Source organism: Bacillus sp. LQ16 (assembly GCF_057784645.1).
On record NZ_CM173491.1, the window covers coordinates 1,937,894 to 1,956,140 of the forward strand.

The 18,247-nt window shown below is 35.0% G+C and carries 18 protein-coding genes; 16 read left to right on the top strand and 2 right to left on the bottom strand.

Going from position 1 to position 18,247, the window contains the following annotated elements; translation table 11 throughout:
- Positions 1 to 234 precede the first annotated feature (234 nt).
- Both AC3EMB_RS09730 and AC3EMB_RS09735 read left to right on the top strand, forming a co-directional pair.
- On the top strand, positions 235 to 1,884 hold the full coding sequence (locus AC3EMB_RS09730) for a copper resistance CopC/CopD family protein (RefSeq protein WP_140155564.1): 1,650 nt from the start codon (positions 235 to 237) through the stop codon (positions 1,882 to 1,884).
- Between the two features lie 89 nt (positions 1,885 to 1,973).
- Positions 1,974 to 2,594 carry a YcnI family copper-binding membrane protein gene (locus AC3EMB_RS09735; RefSeq protein WP_488517655.1) on the top strand — a complete coding sequence of 207 codons (621 nt, stop codon included), beginning with the start codon at positions 1,974 to 1,976 and terminating at the stop codon, positions 2,592 to 2,594.
- A gap of 42 nt (positions 2,595 to 2,636) precedes the next feature.
- Here the strand turns inward: AC3EMB_RS09735 and AC3EMB_RS09740 are convergent, their stop codons facing one another.
- Positions 2,637 to 3,542, bottom strand: a complete 906-nt coding sequence (locus AC3EMB_RS09740; RefSeq protein WP_488517656.1) for a DMT family transporter — start codon at positions 3,540 to 3,542, stop codon at positions 2,637 to 2,639.
- Positions 3,543 to 3,639: 97 nt separating this feature from the next.
- On the opposite strand from AC3EMB_RS09740, the gene AC3EMB_RS09745 reads away from it, so the two are divergent.
- The 7 genes from AC3EMB_RS09745 to AC3EMB_RS09775 all read left to right on the top strand — a co-directional run bounded on the left by AC3EMB_RS09745 (position 3,640) and on the right by AC3EMB_RS09775 (position 9,618).
- Positions 3,640 to 4,509: a LysR family transcriptional regulator gene (locus AC3EMB_RS09745; protein WP_488517657.1), complete on the top strand. Its 870-nt coding sequence runs from the start codon at positions 3,640 to 3,642 to the stop codon at positions 4,507 to 4,509.
- A 120-nt stretch (positions 4,510 to 4,629) separates the two neighbouring features.
- Complete coding sequence (locus tag AC3EMB_RS09750) at positions 4,630 to 5,061, top strand: Rrf2 family transcriptional regulator (RefSeq protein WP_000704073.1); 432 nt, start codon at positions 4,630 to 4,632, stop codon at positions 5,059 to 5,061.
- A 70-nt stretch (positions 5,062 to 5,131) separates the two neighbouring features.
- Positions 5,132 to 5,782: a DsbA family oxidoreductase gene (locus tag AC3EMB_RS09755; RefSeq protein ID WP_000216673.1), complete on the top strand. Its 651-nt coding sequence runs from the start codon at positions 5,132 to 5,134 to the stop codon at positions 5,780 to 5,782.
- Between the two features lie 57 nt (positions 5,783 to 5,839).
- The gene (locus AC3EMB_RS09760) at positions 5,840 to 6,442 is read left to right on the top strand and encodes a nitroreductase family protein (protein WP_001277021.1); all 603 of its coding nucleotides are present in this window, start codon (positions 5,840 to 5,842) and stop codon (positions 6,440 to 6,442) included.
- Between the two features lie 126 nt (positions 6,443 to 6,568).
- Positions 6,569 to 6,700 carry a hypothetical protein gene (locus AC3EMB_RS09765; RefSeq protein ID WP_000997344.1) on the top strand — a complete coding sequence of 44 codons (132 nt, stop codon included), beginning with the start codon at positions 6,569 to 6,571 and terminating at the stop codon, positions 6,698 to 6,700.
- A gap of 111 nt (positions 6,701 to 6,811) precedes the next feature.
- Positions 6,812 to 8,422 (top strand): amidase family protein, encoded by a 1,611-nt coding sequence (locus AC3EMB_RS09770; protein WP_488517658.1) that lies wholly within the window; start codon positions 6,812 to 6,814, stop codon positions 8,420 to 8,422.
- A 182-nt stretch (positions 8,423 to 8,604) separates the two neighbouring features.
- A complete protein-coding gene (locus AC3EMB_RS09775; RefSeq protein ID WP_095691064.1) occupies positions 8,605 to 9,618 on the top strand; it encodes an AI-2E family transporter in 1,014 nt (337 codons plus the stop codon).
- Between the two features lie 87 nt (positions 9,619 to 9,705).
- On the opposite strand, the gene AC3EMB_RS09780 is transcribed toward AC3EMB_RS09775, so the two are convergent.
- The gene (locus AC3EMB_RS09780; RefSeq protein ID WP_000715322.1) at positions 9,706 to 10,650 is read right to left on the bottom strand and encodes an L-lactate dehydrogenase; all 945 of its coding nucleotides are present in this window, start codon (positions 10,648 to 10,650) and stop codon (positions 9,706 to 9,708) included.
- Between the two features lie 200 nt (positions 10,651 to 10,850).
- On the opposite strand from AC3EMB_RS09780, the gene AC3EMB_RS09785 reads away from it, so the two are divergent.
- From AC3EMB_RS09785 to AC3EMB_RS09815, 7 genes are all read left to right on the top strand, one after another.
- A complete protein-coding gene (locus tag AC3EMB_RS09785) occupies positions 10,851 to 12,287 on the top strand; it encodes a flavin monoamine oxidase family protein (RefSeq protein ID WP_095691063.1) in 1,437 nt (478 codons plus the stop codon).
- Positions 12,288 to 12,393: 106 nt separating this feature from the next.
- Positions 12,394 to 13,317, top strand: a complete 924-nt coding sequence (locus tag AC3EMB_RS09790) for a CobW family GTP-binding protein (RefSeq protein WP_001044939.1) — start codon at positions 12,394 to 12,396, stop codon at positions 13,315 to 13,317.
- A 262-nt stretch (positions 13,318 to 13,579) separates the two neighbouring features.
- Positions 13,580 to 14,797 carry a substrate-binding domain-containing protein gene (locus tag AC3EMB_RS09795; RefSeq protein WP_000062000.1) on the top strand — a complete coding sequence of 406 codons (1,218 nt, stop codon included), beginning with the start codon at positions 13,580 to 13,582 and terminating at the stop codon, positions 14,795 to 14,797.
- Between the two features lie 88 nt (positions 14,798 to 14,885).
- Complete coding sequence (locus AC3EMB_RS09800; protein WP_061664145.1) at positions 14,886 to 15,659, top strand: ABC transporter ATP-binding protein; 774 nt, start codon at positions 14,886 to 14,888, stop codon at positions 15,657 to 15,659.
- Positions 15,637 to 16,338 (top strand): ABC transporter ATP-binding protein, encoded by a 702-nt coding sequence (locus AC3EMB_RS09805; protein ID WP_001196696.1) that lies wholly within the window; start codon positions 15,637 to 15,639, stop codon positions 16,336 to 16,338. Before AC3EMB_RS09800 ends, AC3EMB_RS09805 begins: the two co-directional genes overlap by 23 nt.
- A 21-nt stretch (positions 16,339 to 16,359) precedes the next feature.
- Complete coding sequence (locus AC3EMB_RS09810; RefSeq protein WP_000382788.1) at positions 16,360 to 17,220, top strand: branched-chain amino acid ABC transporter permease; 861 nt, start codon at positions 16,360 to 16,362, stop codon at positions 17,218 to 17,220.
- A gap of 49 nt (positions 17,221 to 17,269) precedes the next feature.
- Positions 17,270 to 18,223 (top strand): branched-chain amino acid ABC transporter permease, encoded by a 954-nt coding sequence (locus AC3EMB_RS09815; protein ID WP_002083259.1) that lies wholly within the window; start codon positions 17,270 to 17,272, stop codon positions 18,221 to 18,223.
- The last annotated feature ends 24 nt before the right edge of the window (positions 18,224 to 18,247 follow it).

The following is an 18,247-nucleotide window of genomic DNA, read 5'->3' on the forward strand; positions in this document are numbered from 1 at the left end:
CTTTTCTATTTCGAAAACTTACATAAATATATTTTATGATATAATAACAATCAGCTTTAAAAATATAAGTTGTATATATGAAGGTAGTTACTATTGTATTAGAAGTTTAGAGGTGGGGAGAAGTTAAGAGTCATACTGTGCAGAAATTTATACTTAATAAGGTTAATATTTCGCCAGATGATTAAGATTAGGTAGTTAAAAGTAATGAAAGTGTATAAAGAAGAAAGAAGTGAAATGAGTGTGAAAGTAATGAGACGATTAGGGACATGGCTATTACTTGCGTGTGTGCTTATTATATTGATACCGAAAAGTGCATCTGCTCATGCGTACGTTGTGAAATCAAACCCTGCTGAAAATGAAACATTGAAGAAAGCACCATCTGTTGTGAAAATTGAATTCGATGAGGATATACAAGTTTCAAGTTTTAATACATTGTACGTGAGAGATACATCAGGTAAAAGGGTCGATTTAAAAGATGCTCATATTGATAAAAATAATAAAAAGCTATTAGAAGCCGGATTAAAAGAGAATCTCAAAAACGGTCTCTACTCTATTCAGTGGAAAGTGATTTCAGCTGATGGCCATCCAATTCAAGGAGTTATTCCATTCCGTATTGGATTAGCAGAAGCGGGAGTAGACGATGTAAAGGTAGAAGAGATGGGGTATGTCCCGCAAATTGATATGATTATGGAACGTGGAATTTTATATACAAGTTTCTCACTATTTATAGGAGTTCTCTTCTTTAATCTTATTATGTATAAGGGTAATGCAACCTCGGTACGATCAAGGAGTAAGAACATAATATGGATCTCCTTATTTGGGATATTGATTAGTTTGTTATTCAATCTACCACTACAAGCGAAAATAAATGCGGATGTTTCATGGCTAGAAGCATTCAATCCTTTACTATTAAAAGAAACATTACAGCTTTCTGTCTTTGGTTATATATGGATTACTCAAATGACTCTTATTAGTTCGCTTATAATCGTTACGTATTTTGCGATGAGGCGTGAGAAGCTGTCGTCGTTTCAAGTATGGAGCGTTCCAATAGTATTGTTTATTGGGCTACTTGTTATGAAAGCATGTAATAGTCACGCATATGGTTCAAAGTTTAAAGAAATTGCTGTTGTTATGGATTTTTTACATTTATTCGCAGCTTCATTATGGATTGGTGGTCTATCATCTATTATTCTTCTTTTACGTAAAGAGGATGATAAGTGGAGTATGTATTGGGATATGATTAAGCGTTTTTCACCGTGGGCAATATGTGCTGTCATTGTGATTTTAATAACAGGTCTTTTTAACAGTACATTTTTTATTCCAACAATCCACTCGTTATTTGATACAAAGTATGGATTAGCTTTATTAGCAAAGATACTTTTATTCATTTTCATGGGGATATTAGGAATTATTCATTATGTGAAAGGGAAAATGAGAGCGGAGCAAGGATTAGGTGCTACGGTGAAAGTAGAGTTTATCATTGGAATTATCATTTTTGTAATCGTAGCTTTTATGACAAACGTACAAACCCCACCCATGCCTCCTACTGGACCTTTTACAGAGAGTAAACAATTGGATAATGGATATGAAATGACGCTAAATGTAAGTCCTAATAGAGTAGGACAAAATATATTCCATATTACTTTAAAGGATGAGAACGGACAACCTGTTACTGATATGGAACAAATCATATTAACGACTCAATCGTTAGATATGAATATGGGAAAAGGATCATTTAAAGTTTCGGCAGTTTCACCGGGAGAATATGAAGCAGAAGGTATGTATATTAACATGACAGGCAACTGGAATATACAAGTACATGGATTAACGAAATCGCTTGATAGCTTCGATACGGATTATAAATTTATTGTAGGTGGCAGATAAAGTGAAACTTTAAGCAGCCCTCATCAATTGGGCTGCCCGGCGAATAGCGGGATAAAGAGTAGGTATAGATAAAAAGGAGCTAATTGAAAATGAAACGCATAAAAAAATTAGGAACAACAATGATCGCAACAGTAATTGCAATGGGAATTTTTTCGTTACCTGTTAGTGCGCACGTCACTGTGAAGCCAGCAACTTCTGACATCGGCTCTTGGGAGACTTACACGATAAAAGTACCAGTTGAAAAGAATGTAGCAACGACAAAAGTTACATTGAAAATACCTTCTGGAGTAGAGTTCCAACAGTATGAACCAGTGCCAGGATGGAAAGTGGAAGAACAAAAAGATAATGTTGGAAAAGTAAAAACTGTAGTATGGGAAGCAACAGGAGAAGGGATTTCACCTGGTCAGTTCCAGCGATTTACTTTCGTCGCTAAAAATCCGGATAAAGAGCAAAAAATAGCTTGGGATGCATATCAACAATATAAAGACGGAGAAATTGTTGAATGGACGGGCGATGAAAAAGCTGAAAAACCACATTCACTTACAACAATTGCAAAAGGTACGTCATTAACAGGAGAACATGGTGAAGTGTCTAGTGTAGAAAAGAATGAAGGTACTAGTAATATGCAATTGATAGCAATTGTCTTATCTATTTTGGCGATAGTATCGTCGGTAAGTGCGTGTGTTCTTGTAGTACGTCGTAAAAAGTAAGACGTAAGAAAGAGCCTACAAACAGTAGGCTCTTTCTTACGTTTATTTCATTTCAACTTGCTGCCTTACAGCAAGTGTTTTCGGTTTCATATTTACAAAACAAATACTCACAACAATAAATAATAGTCCGATGAATAAGCTAATGGTAATAGCCTCATGTAAGAAAATTGAACTTACAATAATAGCTATTAGTGGAATGAGGAATGTATAAGCCCCAACTTTACTTGCTTCACCAGCTCCAACAAGTGTGAAGTATGCAAGCCACCCCATTGCAATAACAAAGAATGAAATAAAGAGTAGTACACTAACAAATGGCATACTCCAAGCAATACTAGACCAACTTTCAAATTCTGAGCCAAATCCGATTAAACAAAGACCACCGATAAGAAGCTGAATTGTTACCATCCAAATGGCATTCACACGGTGACCAGTTTTCTTAATAAATACTGTTCCAAGTGCCCAGCCAATCGCACATCCTAATGCAAGAAGAATGCCAATGACAGAAATATGTCCAGTTAAACTACTAGAGCTAATAACACCTACACCAATAAATCCGAGTACAAGCCCGAAAATTTTTAAACCGTACATTGTTTCTTCAAGCCATATCCATGAGAAAATACCAAGTAAAACAGGTTGTAAAAATACGATAGCGGAAAATAGACCAGCAGGCATATATTGAAGACCAACAGTTTGTAACCCGTAAAATATAATGATGTTAAGTAAAGAAGAAATAACGTATAAATGCCACGTTTCTTTTAAATGTAATTCTTTATATTTGGGTAGAGCGAAAAGGAGTAAAATGAATCCTCCAATTAAAGTTCGAACGCCTGCAAATAAAACGGGTGGTGTATAATGCAGGGCAAACTTAGATAAAGGCCAATTGATTCCCCACATAAAAACGAGGAAGGTAAGGATTATGGCCGTCTTAGTTCGAGAAAGCTGTGTCACGGTAAGACCTCCTTGTTGTTATTCATTTCACTATGATATGATATCGAATGTAATAAATAAAATGAATCTTTTTTATAAGGAGTATAAGTGATTAGTTATGACCATTACACAACTGCAAGTATTAATAAAAACTATTGAGTTAGGTAGTTTTACGAAGGCTGCCAGGGTGTTAAATATGACGCAGTCAGCTGTAAGTCATGCCATTTCAAGTATTGAGTCAGAGTTAGGAGTTACGATTCTTATACGTGATAAACGACAAGGATTACTCGTTACGGATGTAGGAAACAGAATTCTTGTACATATTAGAGAGATTTTGAACGGTGTAGAGAAGATTGAACAAGAAGTTGCGATGGAGAAAGGACACGAAGTGGGGACGATTCGAATTGGGAGTTTTCCGAGTGCTTCTGCACATTTCTTACCGAAAATGATAAACCATTTTAAGGAGAAGTATCCGAGCTTAGAGGTCGTTCTTTGCGAAGGAACAATTAAAGAAGTTGAAGATTGGTTAATATCGAGGGTTGTTGATATAGGAATTGTTATTTTGCCTAATAAAGAGATGGAGATTGTCCCGTTAACGAAGGGAAAAATGGTTGCTATCTTAAGAGAGGATCATCCTCTTTGTAAGAAGGACTCTATTACAATTCGTGATTTGGAGAATGAACCGATCATATTATGTAAGGGCGGATACGAACCACCCATCATTGATATGTTTAAACAAGCCAACGTACCACTTCGGGCTGAGTATGTAATTTCTACCGTTACTACCGCTTTAAATATGATTCAAGAAGGGCTAGGTATTGCAATATTAGCTGAATTATCTTTAACGAATTTACCACAGAATGTGCAAACGAGAGAGTTGGAACCGCAAGTATGGAGAGAAATTGCTTTAGCTGTTCCTTCATTAAAGGATTCTTCAATCGCTGTACAGCTATTTATTGAAGAATTTCAAGCGCTATTTGCAGAATAAAAAGGGGTGTCTCATATATCATAATGGGGCACTTTTTAATTTGCTTATAAAAAATCTATGAAAAGGATTGACTTATTTTTTAGTTGTAACTATAATGATTACATCGAGGTGGTGATTACGATGAAAATTAGTAGCCGCTTTTCCATAGCTGTTCATATTTTATCTATTTTGAAAAACAATCCATCTTCACTTTGTACTTCAGACTATATGGCTGAGAGTGTCAATACAAATCCAGTAGTCATTCGTAAAATCATGTCGTACTTGAAACAAGCTGGCTTTGTTTACGTAAATCGTGGACCGGGTGGCGCGGGATTACTAAAGGATTTACATGAAATCACATTGTTAGATGTGTATCATGCAGTGAACGTAGTCGAAGAAGACAAGCTATTTCATATTCACGAGCAACCGAATCCAGATTGTCCAATTGGGGCGAATATTCAAGCGGTGTTAGAAATTATTTTAATTCAAGCACAATCCGCGATGGAAGAAGTTTTGAGAAATATTACGATGGGGCAGTTGTTTGAAACTTTGCAAGAAAAAATGAATGCTTAAATAATATTTATATTTTTTTATCATTAATGTAACTAATTTGATTACAACGATAAGGTAAGGTGTAAAAGTTATGACTGTAAAAATGAAAGTATACTCAGATTTTATATGTCCGTTTTGTTTTTTAGCAAAAGGTCCATTAGATGAGGTAGCGAAAGAGAAAGATGTAGAGATTGAATGGATGCCATTTGAATTACGTCCAAGTCCATATTCAAAAATAGATCCATGGAATGAACCAGAAAAATTAGGTTCATGGGATGCTTTCATTCTTCCGACAGCGAAGAAGTTAGGAATTGATATGCGCTTGCCACGTGTTTCACCACATCCATATACACATTTAGCTTTCGAAGGATGTCAATTTGCGAAAGAACGTGGACTAGGTAATGAGTATCATCATCGCGTATTCACAGCATTTTTCCAAGAAGAGCAAAACATTGAAGATATTGATGTGTTAACAAAATTAGCGGTAGAAGTAGGACTTCCTGAGGCGGAATTTAAAGATGCTTTAGTAACTCGTAAATATAAAGAAAAGCATCAAGAAGCAATTCAACACGCATATGATGAAGCGAATATTATGGCTGTTCCAACTGTCATGATTGGAGATGAAGTCATTCAAGGGCTTGCTAGTAAAGAAACACTAGAAAGGGTCATTGATAAAGAAATTGAAAAGGATAAAACAAATTCATTTGAAGGTATGCAATGTAATACCGATGGATATTGCTAATTCGCTTGTTATGAAATAACAAAATAAATTATAAAACAAACATTTGGAGGAATTAAAATGTCAGCAACTACAACAAACTTAAAAGAAGCAATCGTGAACCGCCGTTCAATTCGTAAAGTAACAAAAAACGATGCAATTACGAAAGAAAGAATTGAAGAAGTGTTAAAAACAGCTTTACACGCACCAACATCTTTCAATATGCAAAGTGGTCGTATGGTTGTATTAATGGATGGAGAGCATGAAAAGTTTTGGGATATCGTTAAAGAAACACTAAGAGCACGCGTACCAGCAGAAAACTTTGAAGCGACTGTAGAAAGACTAAAAGGCTTCCATGCAGGTGTAGGAACAGTTCTATTCTTTGAAGATCAAGCAACTGTAGAAAAAATGCAAGAAAATGCCCCATTATACAAAGATCAGTTCCCATTCTGGTCTCATCAAGGAAATGCGATGTTACAACATACTGTGTGGATGCTATTATCTGCTGAAGGAATTGGGGCGTCATTACAACATTACAACCCAATCGTAGATGCTGAAGTGAAAGAAACTTGGAACATTCCGGCAGAGTGGAGCTTAGTAGGTCAAATGCCATTTGGTGAACCAAACGAACAACCAGCAGAAAGAACGTTCTTGCCTACTGAAGATGTAGTGAAATTTTATTAAGAAATACAATATGTAACGAGAAGGAAGCTGTGTTTAAAAACAGCTTCCTTTTTTGTAGTGGTGTTAATTTATGCGCATTTAGGGAAGAAATATAAGAAATAATACGGTGAGAAGGGAATTAGAAAAATGAATGATGAGAAAAAATATACAGTGGTAGGTACTGATGTTGAGGAAGTAAAGCGTTTAAATAAAAATTCAGGATTAACGTATAATCAAGTGAAAGAAATGTTAGCAAAGCAAATGCAAAAAAAGAAGTAATTAGATTGAAATCTTTCATTTTTTTATTTAGCATTTTGATTGGAGAGAGTTAAGTAAAAGGTAACTCTCTTTTTTGTATAGCTAAGCATCTTATAGAGTGGAGGAAGCAACATGAAGAAATGGGTAAAGGTAACGCTGTCTATCACTGGAGGCATTGTCTTATTAGCGTGTGCCGGCGGATATTACGTGTATAAAAATTATTTTCCAAAGGAACCTGAGCGTATTGTATATGATAAAGAAAGAGTGCTACAACCGATACATAATCAGCTTAAAGGAATCAATATAGAAAATGTAAAGATAAAAGAAAAAGAAGTCGTAAATGGGACTGTAGATGAGCTTCAAAAAATGATTGATGATGGAAAGTTGTCATATGAAGAATTAACGAGCATTTATCTCTTTAGAATACAAGAACATGATCAAAATGGAATAACATTAAATTCTATTACAGAGATAAATCCTAATGCGATGGAAGAAGCAAGAAAGTTAGATCAAGAGCGGGGGAGAAACAAAAATTCGAATTTATATGGTATTCCTGTCGTTGTAAAAGATAATGTACAGACGGAAAAAGTGATGCCGACTAGTGCAGGAACTTATGTATTAAAAGATTGGATTGCAGATCAAGACGCAACAATTGTGAAGCAGTTGAAAGAAGAAGGAGCATTTGTTTTAGGAAAAGCGAATATGTCTGAGTGGGCGAACTATTTATCTTTTACAATGCCAAGCGGGTATAGCGGGAAGAAAGGACAAAATTTAAACCCGTACGGTCCGATTACATTCGATACTTCAGGATCAAGTTCAGGATCTGCTACAGTAGTTGCGGCAGATTTTGCGCCGCTTGCAATTGGAACAGAAACGACGGGATCGATTGTTGCACCAGCGGCGCAGCAATCAGTAGTTGGGTTACGTCCATCTTTAGGTATGGTAAGTAGAACAGGAATTATTCCATTAGCTGAAACTCTTGATACAGCAGGACCTATGGCAAGAACAGTAAAAGATGCAGCAACGTTATTTAATGCAATGATAGGTTATGACGAAAAAGATGTTATGACAGAAAAAATGAAAGATAAAGAAAGAATTGATTATACAAAGGATTTATCAATAGATGGATTAAAAGGGAAAAAGATAGGGCTGCTTTTTTCTGTAGACCAACAAGATGAAACTAGAAAAGCAGTAGCAGAAAAAATTAGAAAAGACCTTCAAGATGCAGGTGCGATATTAACTGATAATATCCAGTTAAGTGCTGAGGGTGTAGATAATTTGCAAACATTAGAATATGAGTTCAAGCATAATGTAAACGACTATTTTTCACAGCAAAAAAATATACCGGTAAAATCGTTAGAAGAGATTATAGCGTTTAATAAAAAGGATAGTAAAAGACGAATAAAATACGGACAAACATTAATTGAGGGGTCTGAAAAATCTGCTATAACGAAAGAAGAGTTCGAAAACGTAGTACAAACGAGTCAAGCAAATGCAAAAAAAGAGCTAGATAGGTATTTAGTAGAAAAAGGTTTGGATGCTCTAGTTATGATTAATAACGATGAAGTTCTTCTATCAGCTGTAGCTGGTTATCCGGAATTAGCGGTTCCTGCTGGATATGATAAAAATGGAGAACCAATCGGTGTAGTGTTTGTAGGGAAACAGTTTGGTGAAAGAGAGCTTTTCAATATGGGATATGCGTATGAACAGCAGTCTAAAAATAGAAAATCACCTAGTTTATAAAAGATTATATGAAAAATAACTGGAATCCACCGAAATTATGTTGGTGGATTCCAGTTAAACGAATCTAACAATATGAAAAGAAAAAAAGGATTCTTCTCAATTAGTAAGAAAGATTGTCTATAGGAGTTCATAAAATGTAATATATTCAATTTCCATCCATTGAAGGGGGAGGTTAATTCTTAATGAATGAAGTAAAGAGTTTTTTTCGAAGTAGAGGGTTTCAACGGTTTCTCGTTTTAATAATAGTAGCGCTTGTATTATATGCATTAAAAAGTATGATCAATTTAATATTAATTACGTTTATACTGACGTTTTTAATGGATCGATTTCAACGTTTTATTTCAAGGAAATTGAAAGTAAACCGGAAAATTGTTATTGCATGTTTGTATATAATACTAGTTTCCTTTATAGGCACAACGTTATATAAATATTTACCTGTGCTGACGATACAAATTTCACAATTAATTTATCAATTTAAACTATTTTTTCAAAATCCACCTGATAATGAAATCGTTAAATATGTACTTTCGACAATTAATGGGATGGAAGTATCAAAATATATAGAACAAGGTGTAGATGTCATATATCAATCAATAGCAAATATAGGGAAGGTAAGTTTACAAATATTATTATCTCTAATTTTAAGCTTATTTTTCTTATTAGAAAAAGAGCGTATTATTACATTTACATCTAAGTTTAAAGACAGTAAGCTAAAGATCTTTTATGAGGAAATTGCATATTTTGGTGAAAGATTTGCAAGATCGTTCGGTAAAGTAATTGAAGCTCAGTTTTTAATTGCCGTTGTAAATTGTATTCTTACTGTCATTGCATTAATCGTTTTAGGATTTCCACAGCTACTCGTATTAGCTGTTATGATTTTCTTACTAGGGTTGATTCCTGTTGCAGGTGTGATTATTTCTTTGTTTCCACTTTGTATCATTGCTTACAACGTAGGCGGGGTTATGTACGTAGTATACATAATCGTGTTCATAACAGTAATCCACGCTCTTGAAAGTTATTTTTTAAATCCGAAGTTTATGTCTGCAAAAACAAATTTACCAATCTTTTATACATTTATGATTCTCATCTTCTCAGAGCATTTTCTCGGAATATGGGGGCTTATTATCGGGATACCAATCTTTATCTTTTTATTAGATGTACTTGATATAAATAATGAGGATGCGACTAAAAAATAAGAAATGATAGAAAATCATTAAAAGGTCATAGGGGATAAAGAAAATAAAAAAGCAATCCAAAATAAATTGGATTGCTTTTTATCTTAATTAAAGAACCGGAGCCATTGTTTCTTTTAATACTTGAACAGAATGATCGAATTTTAATTCTTCTTCTTCACTTAATTCAACCTCTAAAATTTCACGAACACCGCCGCGATTTAAAACAGCAGGCACCCCGATATAAACATCTTTTTGACCATATTGACCTTCTAAGTAAGCTGATACAGTTAATACACTATTTTCGTCGTTTAAAATTGCTTTTGTAACACGTAGAAGTGACATACCGATACCATAATAAGTTGCGCCTTTACGTTCAATAATATGGTAAGCTGCATCACGGACGTTTATGAAAATTTTGTCTAAATCTTCTTGATTATACGTGTTGTCTTTTTCAAGCAGTGTTTGTAGTTTTTGGATACCAACGGAAACATGACTCCAAACAGGAAGTTCAGTATCGCCGTGTTCGCCGATAATATAAGCGTGAATGTTGTGTGGACCAATATCGAAGTACTCACCTAACATATAGCGGAAACGAGCAGAATCAAGCGTTGTACCAGAACCGATTACACGTTCTTTCGGTAAACCAGATTCTTTCCAAGTTACGTAAGTTAAAATATCTACAGGGTTTGTTGCGATTAAGAAGATGCCATCAAATCCGCTATCCATAATACTGCGAACGATTTGTTTAAAGATTTTAGCGTTTTTCTCAACTAAATCTAAACGTGTTTCGCCTGGCTTTTGTGGTAATCCAGCTGTAATAACTACAAGGTCAGCATCTTTACAATCTTCGTAGCTGCCTTTCCATACTCTAGTTGGAGCTGGTGCGAATGGAACAGCATGACTTAAATCCATTGCTTCCCCTTCAGCTTTTGCCTCATTTACATCGACTAAAACAAATTCTTCAGCTACGGCTTGGTTAATCATGCAGTAAGCATAACTACATCCAACTGCTCCTGTTCCTACTAATACAACACGGTTAATACCTTTTTTCATTTCAAAATTCCTCGCAATTTCATTGATTTTATTATGTAAGATAATACGTCTTACTTCTATAGAGTCATATCTAGTTTATTACATTTTATAAAAGATATTCAAGTATTTGAAAATGTATCCGTGCAAATCCGCGAACAAAACATAGGAATTCAGTGAACCGAATATAATTCAGTAAAATCCTTTGTAAAAGGGGAAATGGCATGGGGAACCCATTAGCAATGGAAGAAATGCTTCATATTATTCATGCAGGGCTTGTTAAAAAGAATAACCCAAAACGGATTACGATTGCAGGTGCAGGGATTTCTGGATTAGTTGCAGGTTCTTTATTAAAAGAGGCTGGGCACGAAGTAACGATTATAGAAGCAAATAACAGAATAGGTGGCAGGGTGTATACGATTCGGGAACCATTTAGTGTGGGTTTATATTTTAATGCGGGACCGATGAGAATCCCTGACACCCATAAGTTAACCTTAGCGTATATTCATAAATTTAAACTACCTTTAAACCTTTTTATAAATAAAACTTTTGCAGATATCATTTATACGAATAACATTCAAACGAGATTGAATGTGTTTGAAAATGATCCAAGTGTACTTGAATATCCGGTTTTGGATAAAGAAAAAGGAAAAACGGCAGAAGAGCTAATGATTGAGGTATTAGAACCAATACTAAATTATATTAAGAAGGATCCTGATAAAAACTGGCTTATTGTTGAAAAAAAGTATAAAACGTATTCGCTTGGTTCATTATTAATGGAGTATTATTCAGATGGTGCAATAGATATGATTGGGGTACTTCTTGATATGGAAGCTTATATGGGAATGTCCTTAATTGAAGTATTACGTGAAATGATTTTCTTTACTTCAACAACGAAATATTATGAAATAACTGGTGGAATGGATAAGTTATCGAATGCATTCTTACCACAATTAAGAGAACATATTTTAATGCCGTATAAGGTTGATAAAATCATACAAGAAGATAATAAAGTAATGTTACAAGGAAATCATGAACAAACGTTAGAGCAATTTACAATAACAAGTGATTTTGCTATTATTACAATTCCATTTTCAGCGTTAAGATTTGTAGAAGTTCAGCCATACTATTTATTCTCTTATTTTAAAAAAAGAGCAATTCGTGAATTAAATTATATTGCTGCAACTAAAATTGCAATAGAGTTTAAAAGTAGATTTTGGGAGAAAGCGGGACAGTGTGGCGGTAAATCTATTACTGATTTACCGATACGGTTTACATACTATCCGAGTTATGGCATTCATACTCCAGGACCAGCTATCGTAATAGCAAGTTATACGTGGGCAGATGAGGCGTTAACATGGGATAGTCTCCCGCAAAGAGATCGTATTCGTTACGCATTAAAAAATTTAGCGGAAATATACGGTGACATCATCTATAGTGAGTTTGTCACTGGAACATCTTTTAGCTGGAGTAAAAATCCGTATTCTTGCGGTGCATTTACAGCTTTCGAACCAGGCCAAGAGCTCGAGTTATTTCCGTATATTACACCACCATCTGGAAAAGTACATTTTGCAGGAGAGCATACGACATTAACACATGGATGGATGCAAGGGGCAATTGAGTCTGGAGTTAGAGTTGCATATGAAGTAAATGAACAGTGAATCTCTTATATTTACAAATGGTCATTCTTTTAATAAAATGATAAATATAAATCGTAATTATTACGCTTTGAATACAATTGAAGTAAAGAAATGGATGGTCGGTTGAATGAATAAAGTGGAGATTCATATATTAGGTGGTTTTTTAGGTAGTGGAAAATCAACATTATTACAAAATTTATTGTTAGCAGAGAAAAAGAAGAATAGAAAAGTTGCAGTATTAATGAATGAAATTGGTGAATACTCAGTAGATACAGATATTATTGGAAAAGAGAATGTTTTAAGAGAACTTCTTAAAGGATGTATTTGTTGTACGTTAAAAGAAGAGCTTGAAATACAATTACATTCGTTATACCAACAAGAAAGACCAGATGTAATTTATATAGAAACGACAGGTGTTGCGCATCCAATTGAAGTGTTAGACGCGTGTGTCTCACCAATTTTAGCTCCTTTCCTGGAAGTGAAATCAATTGTAGTCGTTTTAGATGCAGTAAGGTGGTTAAACCGAAGTATATTAAGTGCAAATGTACAACAGCTATTGCATGAGCAACTGAAATTTGGTAGTCACATTCTTGTTAATAAAGCAGATTTACTAACAGATGAAGATAAGAATACAGTATTTGAAGAAGTAAAGGCAATAAATGATCATGCGAAAATGTATGAGACAAAGTATTGTAATATATCTTTAAAAGATATAGAAGAAGCAGAATTTCCAAATGATGAGGAACACGAGACACTACATGTCAAACAGCATTTACATATACAAACGATGACGTATCAATTTACGAAACCGATTGATCAAGACAAATTATATGAATGGCTTTCGAATTTACCAGATAGTATTTATCGAGTAAAAGGTTTTGTGAAATTCCATGGAGATAAATACCCTCACCTATTCCAATATTCGTTCGGAGTACCAACTTTATTAGAACAAGACTTCGGTTTCCCGACAAACTTAGTAGTAATAGGAGAAGGACTAGATAAGAAACAATTGGCTGAAGGGTTAGAGAAAGTAGAACTTAACTCTAATTAAGGGGAAAAGACTAACTTAAAAATAAGTTAGTCTTTTTGTATGGTCATTACTGAAATGAAACAGTATTTTCAATTGGATTGCAGAATATATATTGATTGTATGTCCGTTTCCATTACATAGGAAGGTGATTATATATTTGTGCCGAATGTAGAGGGTACTACAAGAGTTTTCCATTATCTATCGAATTAGTTAGTCATGATTACGGACAGGGGATTTTGGCGTGTTTGATTCTATCAGAAAGTAAAGTATGGGGAGGATCACAATGTCGATGAAAAAACGTAAGTGGCTAAAGACGATGTTTACTGGTTGTGTTCTAGGTTCATTATTAATAACGGCAGCTTGTTCAGGAAAGAAAACAAGTACAGAGGATGAAAAAACGATTAAAGTAGGGGTTCTTGCCTCATTAACAGGTCCATTAGAATCGTATGGAAAACAAACAGTGAACGGATTTGAATTAGGGTTAGACTATGCCACTGGTGGAACTGGGAAAGTAGATGGGAAAAAGATTAAGTTTGTTGTAGAAGATACAGAAACGAAAGCGGATGTAGCAGTTAAAAAAGCTACGAAGTTATTAGAAGAAGAGAAAGTTGATTTTTTAGTTGGATCGTCTAGTTCAAGTGATACGTTAGCGGTTTTACCACTGGCCGGGGAATATGAAAAGATTATGGTTGTAGAACCGGCAGTTGCGGATAGTATTACCGGGAAGAACTGGAATAAATATATTTTTAGAACTGGAAGAAGTTCCTCACAAGATGCGATTGCAGGAGCAGCAGCAATTGCGAAAAAAGATGTAAAGATTGCAACATTTGCCCCAGATAACGCTTTTGGTCGTGAAGGGATTGCTGCATTTAAAGCGGGTGCGAAAAAATTAGGTGCGAACATTGTGAATGAGCAATACGCGGATACAAATTCAACAGATTTTACAGCGAATATTCAAAATATCATTAGTTCAAAACCAGATTATTTATTTATCGTTTGGGCAGGGGCAAATTCACCTTGGAAACAGTTGAAAGATATGAATGTGGAAGCGCAAGGTATTAAAATTTCTACAGGTGCGCCAGATATACCAGCATTAAAAACAATGGATGCATTAGTAGGTATGCAAGGTTTTTCTGTATATTATCACACACTTCCCAAAAATAAAGTGAATGATTGGCTAGTTGAAGAGCATAAAAAACGTTTTAATGGTGCAGTGCCAGATTTGTTTACAGCAGGAGGAATGTCAGCAGCAATTTCTATCGTAGAAGCTTTAAAGAAAACAAAAGGTGATACAGATGTAGATACATTGATTAAGAAAATGGAAGGAATGGAATTCGATACACCGAAAGGAAAGATGAAGTTTAGAGAGAAGGACCACCAAGCGATGCAGACACTGTATTCTATCACATTGAAAAAGCAAGACGGTGTTGATTATCCGGTGCCAGTGTTAGAGCGAGAATTAACGATGAAAGAAACAGAACCACCAGTTCAAAATAAATAGACTGAATTTTCTGTTGTTTTTGTATAAAGAGGGGGACCCTCTTTATACATATTTCTTTCATACTCACGGCTTTAAAGGGAGGGATTTCGTGACACATTTGCTAGAGACGAAAAATCTTAGCGTATCTTTTGGTGAACATCAAGTTATTAAAGATGTAAATTTAACTGTCCAAAAAGGAAAGCTCATTTCTATTATCGGGCCAAATGGTGCGGGGAAGACAACGTTATTTAATTTACTAAGTGGACAGATTTCACCCACAACAGGTGAAGTGTATTTTAAAGGGCAAGATATTACAAAACTATCGATTTCAGATCGAACACGCTTAGGAATCGGTCGCTCTTTTCAGCTTACAAACATATTCCCAGAATTAACGGTACTTGAAAATGTCCGTTTAAGTGTTCAATCATTCGTACAAGATTACTATAGTTTTTTCCCGAGCCCAGCAAAATTAAAGCAACAAGTTGGAGAGGCGAGACGTTTCTTAAAAACAGTATTACTTCATGAGAAAGAGAACGTATTAGCGAAAGATTTGGCACATGGAGAGAAAAGAAAGCTAGAACTTGCGATGTTATTAGCTTTAAAAACGGATGTGTTATTACTTGATGAGCCGACGGCAGGTATTTCGGTTGAGGAAGTCCCTGCTATATTACAAGTGATTGAAAATATTAAGAAACATCCAGAGAGCACAATTGTACTTATCGAACACAAAATGGATATGATACTAGGTTTGTCAGATCATCTTATCGTTTTATTTCATGGAGAGTTATTGGCTGAAGGATTGCCAGAAGAAATTATGAAAGATGAGCGTGTACAAAGTGCTTATTTAGGGGGATTATATAGTGGCACTATTACAAGTGAATAATATAGAAACGTATTTAGATCAGTTTCATATTTTGCAAGGAGTATCTCTTGCTGTTGAGAAAGGGACGATTACTGTACTGTTTGGTAGAAATGGGGCAGGGAAAACAACGACATTACGTTCAGTGATGGGGTTTCACCGCATTGCAGATGGTGAAATTTATTATGATAGTGCAAAAGTAAGTGGATTACCTACACATTTAATTTCAAGGAAAGGAATAGGGTATGTACCAGAAAATCAAGGTATTTTTCATGATTTGACAGTAGAAGAAACATTCGCTCTTGCTAGGGGGAAAGGTGAAGAAGTAGAAGGGAAAATAGAGTGGATGCTGGAACTGTTTCCGGATTTAAAGCAGTTTTGGAATAAGAAAAGTGGGCTCTTGAGCGGAGGGCAAAAGCAAATGTTGGCTATTTCAAGAGCGTTTATTAATAGTGATGGATTATTACTTATTGATGAACCGAGCAAAGGGCTATCCCCGATAATGGTGGAGAAATTAATGGTAGCTATTTTGAAGATGAAAGAGAAAACAACAGTTTTGCTTGTTGAGCAAAATTTTATGATGGCTAGTCAAATTGGCGATTATTTTTACATTATGGATAACGGACGAATTGTTCATAACGGTTTTATGAATGAATTAAAAAAGGATAAGGAAATGTGTCATAAATATTTAGGAATCTCTTAACATGAATCCGAGGTGAAAAGGATGGATGTGTTAATCAATTTATTTGTAAATGGGATTTCAACAGGGATGCTCATTTTTTTGTTAGCATCAGGTCTTTCACTTATTTTCGGTCTAATGAGCGTTTTAAACTTTGCACACGGTGGTTTATTTGCATGGGGAGCATTTACAGGTGTTTGGTTATTTAATATGACAGGAAGTTATATATTAGCTTTAGTTGGAGCAGTAGCTATGGGAATGTTCCTAGGATTTATTTTAGAAAGGTTTCTTATTAGACCAGTATATGGAAATCATGTTCGACAGCTGCTCGTTACGCTTGGGGGAATGCTCGTTCTTAGTGAGTGTATTAAAATATTTTGGGGGCCAAACCCTATTAGTGCAAAATTACCGTTATGGTTACAAGGAAGTTTTACATCCGGAGGTATTATATTAATTAAATATCGTCTATTTGTTATTTTGATTGGGATAATTATTTACATTGCACTACTACTATTACTCAAAAAGACGAAGATAGGTCTTATGATTCGTGCAGGTGTAATGGATAAAGAAATGGTTCAAGCGCTTGGTATTAATGTAAAAGCGATATTTTCTTTCGTCTTTTTATTAGGAGCAGGGATGGCAGCTTTGGGAGGATTCTTATTAGCACCGTATTCGGGCGTTATTTTCGCCGAGATGGGCATGCAGTATGCAATTTTAGCATTTATAGTAGTAATTATCGGTGGATTAGGAAGCGTACAAGGTTCAGCTATTGCTTCTTTAATTGTCGGATTAGCTGGTGCTTTTACAGCGTATTTTATACCAGATTTATCACTTGCAATTAATATGTTAATGTTACTATTTTTCTTAATAGTGAAGCCAACTGGACTTGTTGGTGAAAAGGGGTGAAATGGTGAACAACACATCGGACCGAATTAAAGTATACTTCGGAGTATGTATGCTCATTTGTTTAAGTGTATTTCCGTTCGTAAATGATTCACGGAGCCTGTTAATTTTGTTCACTCAAATCTTCATCTTTGCTATTTTTGCAATGAGTTTTGATGTATTGCTTGGGTATACAGGAATTGTATCGTTCGGTCATTGTATGTTCTTTGGGATAGGAGCATATGGGGTAGCGCTTTTATTTGATCGACAAGGCGTATCAATAACGAACTTTTTAATTGGAATAGTAGCTGCAATTATCGTTTCAGCAATCGTTAGTTATATAATTGGTTTGCTTTCTTTACGATTGAAAAGTCATTTTTATGCAATGTTAACACTTGCTATTTCACAGTTGTTTTTCGTACTTGCTGAAAAATGGCGTGGGCTTACTCACGGAGGAGATGGTTTTACATTTGGGGTACCAGAAATATTCCGTGATCGTTTTACTTTTTATTATGTATCACTTGTATGTTTATGCTTCATTTTTATTCTATTACGTCTTTTTACAAAGTCTTCTATTGGGAAAGTATTAAAGGCAATTTCACAAAATGAACAACGTGTTGAAGCACTTGGATATAAAGTCCTCCATTATAAAATAATCGCAAGTGTAGTCGCAGGAATAGTAGCTGCAATTAGCGGTGGTTTATTTGTTATTACATTGCGCTTTGTCAATACGACTGTATTTTCAATTGAAATGACACTAAATGCACTCTTAATGACAATGATTGGAGGAGTGGGAACATTAATTGGAGCTATTGCTGGGTCTGGGATTATTGAATCACTAAAATATTATTTATCAGAACTAGCGACGGAATATCCGATTTTTGAAAGATGGACGATTATTCTAGGTTTATTGTATATTATCGTGCTACTCGTTTTTCCGAAAGGATTGGTTGGGACGGTTAAGAAATTGAAGAGTTTTAAAAGGAATAAAAAGGAGAAAAGTACAGAAGTGGAGCAAAACGTGTGAAAAATCAATTGTATACAAAATAAA

Bases quoted from the DNA above. Each gene is read 5' to 3' on its own strand.
- AC3EMB_RS09790 (WP_001044939.1), top strand. From the start codon at position 12,394: ATGAATAAAGTGGAGATTCATATATTAGGTGGTTTTTTAGGTAGTGGA.
- AC3EMB_RS09770 (WP_488517658.1), top strand. From the start codon at position 6,812: ATGAAGAAATGGGTAAAGGTAACGCTGTCTATCACTGGAGGCATTGTC.
- AC3EMB_RS09755 (WP_000216673.1), top strand. From the start codon at position 5,132: ATGACTGTAAAAATGAAAGTATACTCAGATTTTATATGTCCGTTTTGT.
- AC3EMB_RS09795 (WP_000062000.1), top strand. From the start codon at position 13,580: ATGTCGATGAAAAAACGTAAGTGGCTAAAGACGATGTTTACTGGTTGT.
- AC3EMB_RS09745 (WP_488517657.1), top strand. From the start codon at position 3,640: ATGACCATTACACAACTGCAAGTATTAATAAAAACTATTGAGTTAGGT.
- AC3EMB_RS09735 (WP_488517655.1), top strand. From the start codon at position 1,974: ATGAAACGCATAAAAAAATTAGGAACAACAATGATCGCAACAGTAATT.
- AC3EMB_RS09780 (WP_000715322.1), bottom strand. From the start codon at position 10,650: ATGAAAAAAGGTATTAACCGTGTTGTATTAGTAGGAACAGGAGCAGTT.
- AC3EMB_RS09810 (WP_000382788.1), top strand. From the start codon at position 16,360: ATGGATGTGTTAATCAATTTATTTGTAAATGGGATTTCAACAGGGATG.
- AC3EMB_RS09765 (WP_000997344.1), top strand. From the start codon at position 6,569: ATGAATGATGAGAAAAAATATACAGTGGTAGGTACTGATGTTGAGGAA.
- AC3EMB_RS09815 (WP_002083259.1), top strand. From the start codon at position 17,270: ATGCTCATTTGTTTAAGTGTATTTCCGTTCGTAAATGATTCACGGAGC.
- AC3EMB_RS09750 (WP_000704073.1), top strand. From the start codon at position 4,630: ATGAAAATTAGTAGCCGCTTTTCCATAGCTGTTCATATTTTATCTATT.
- AC3EMB_RS09730 (WP_140155564.1), top strand. From the start codon at position 235: ATGAGTGTGAAAGTAATGAGACGATTAGGGACATGGCTATTACTTGCG.
- AC3EMB_RS09760 (WP_001277021.1), top strand. From the start codon at position 5,840: ATGTCAGCAACTACAACAAACTTAAAAGAAGCAATCGTGAACCGCCGT.
- AC3EMB_RS09785 (WP_095691063.1), top strand. From the start codon at position 10,851: ATGGGGAACCCATTAGCAATGGAAGAAATGCTTCATATTATTCATGCA.
- AC3EMB_RS09775 (WP_095691064.1), top strand. From the start codon at position 8,605: ATGAATGAAGTAAAGAGTTTTTTTCGAAGTAGAGGGTTTCAACGGTTT.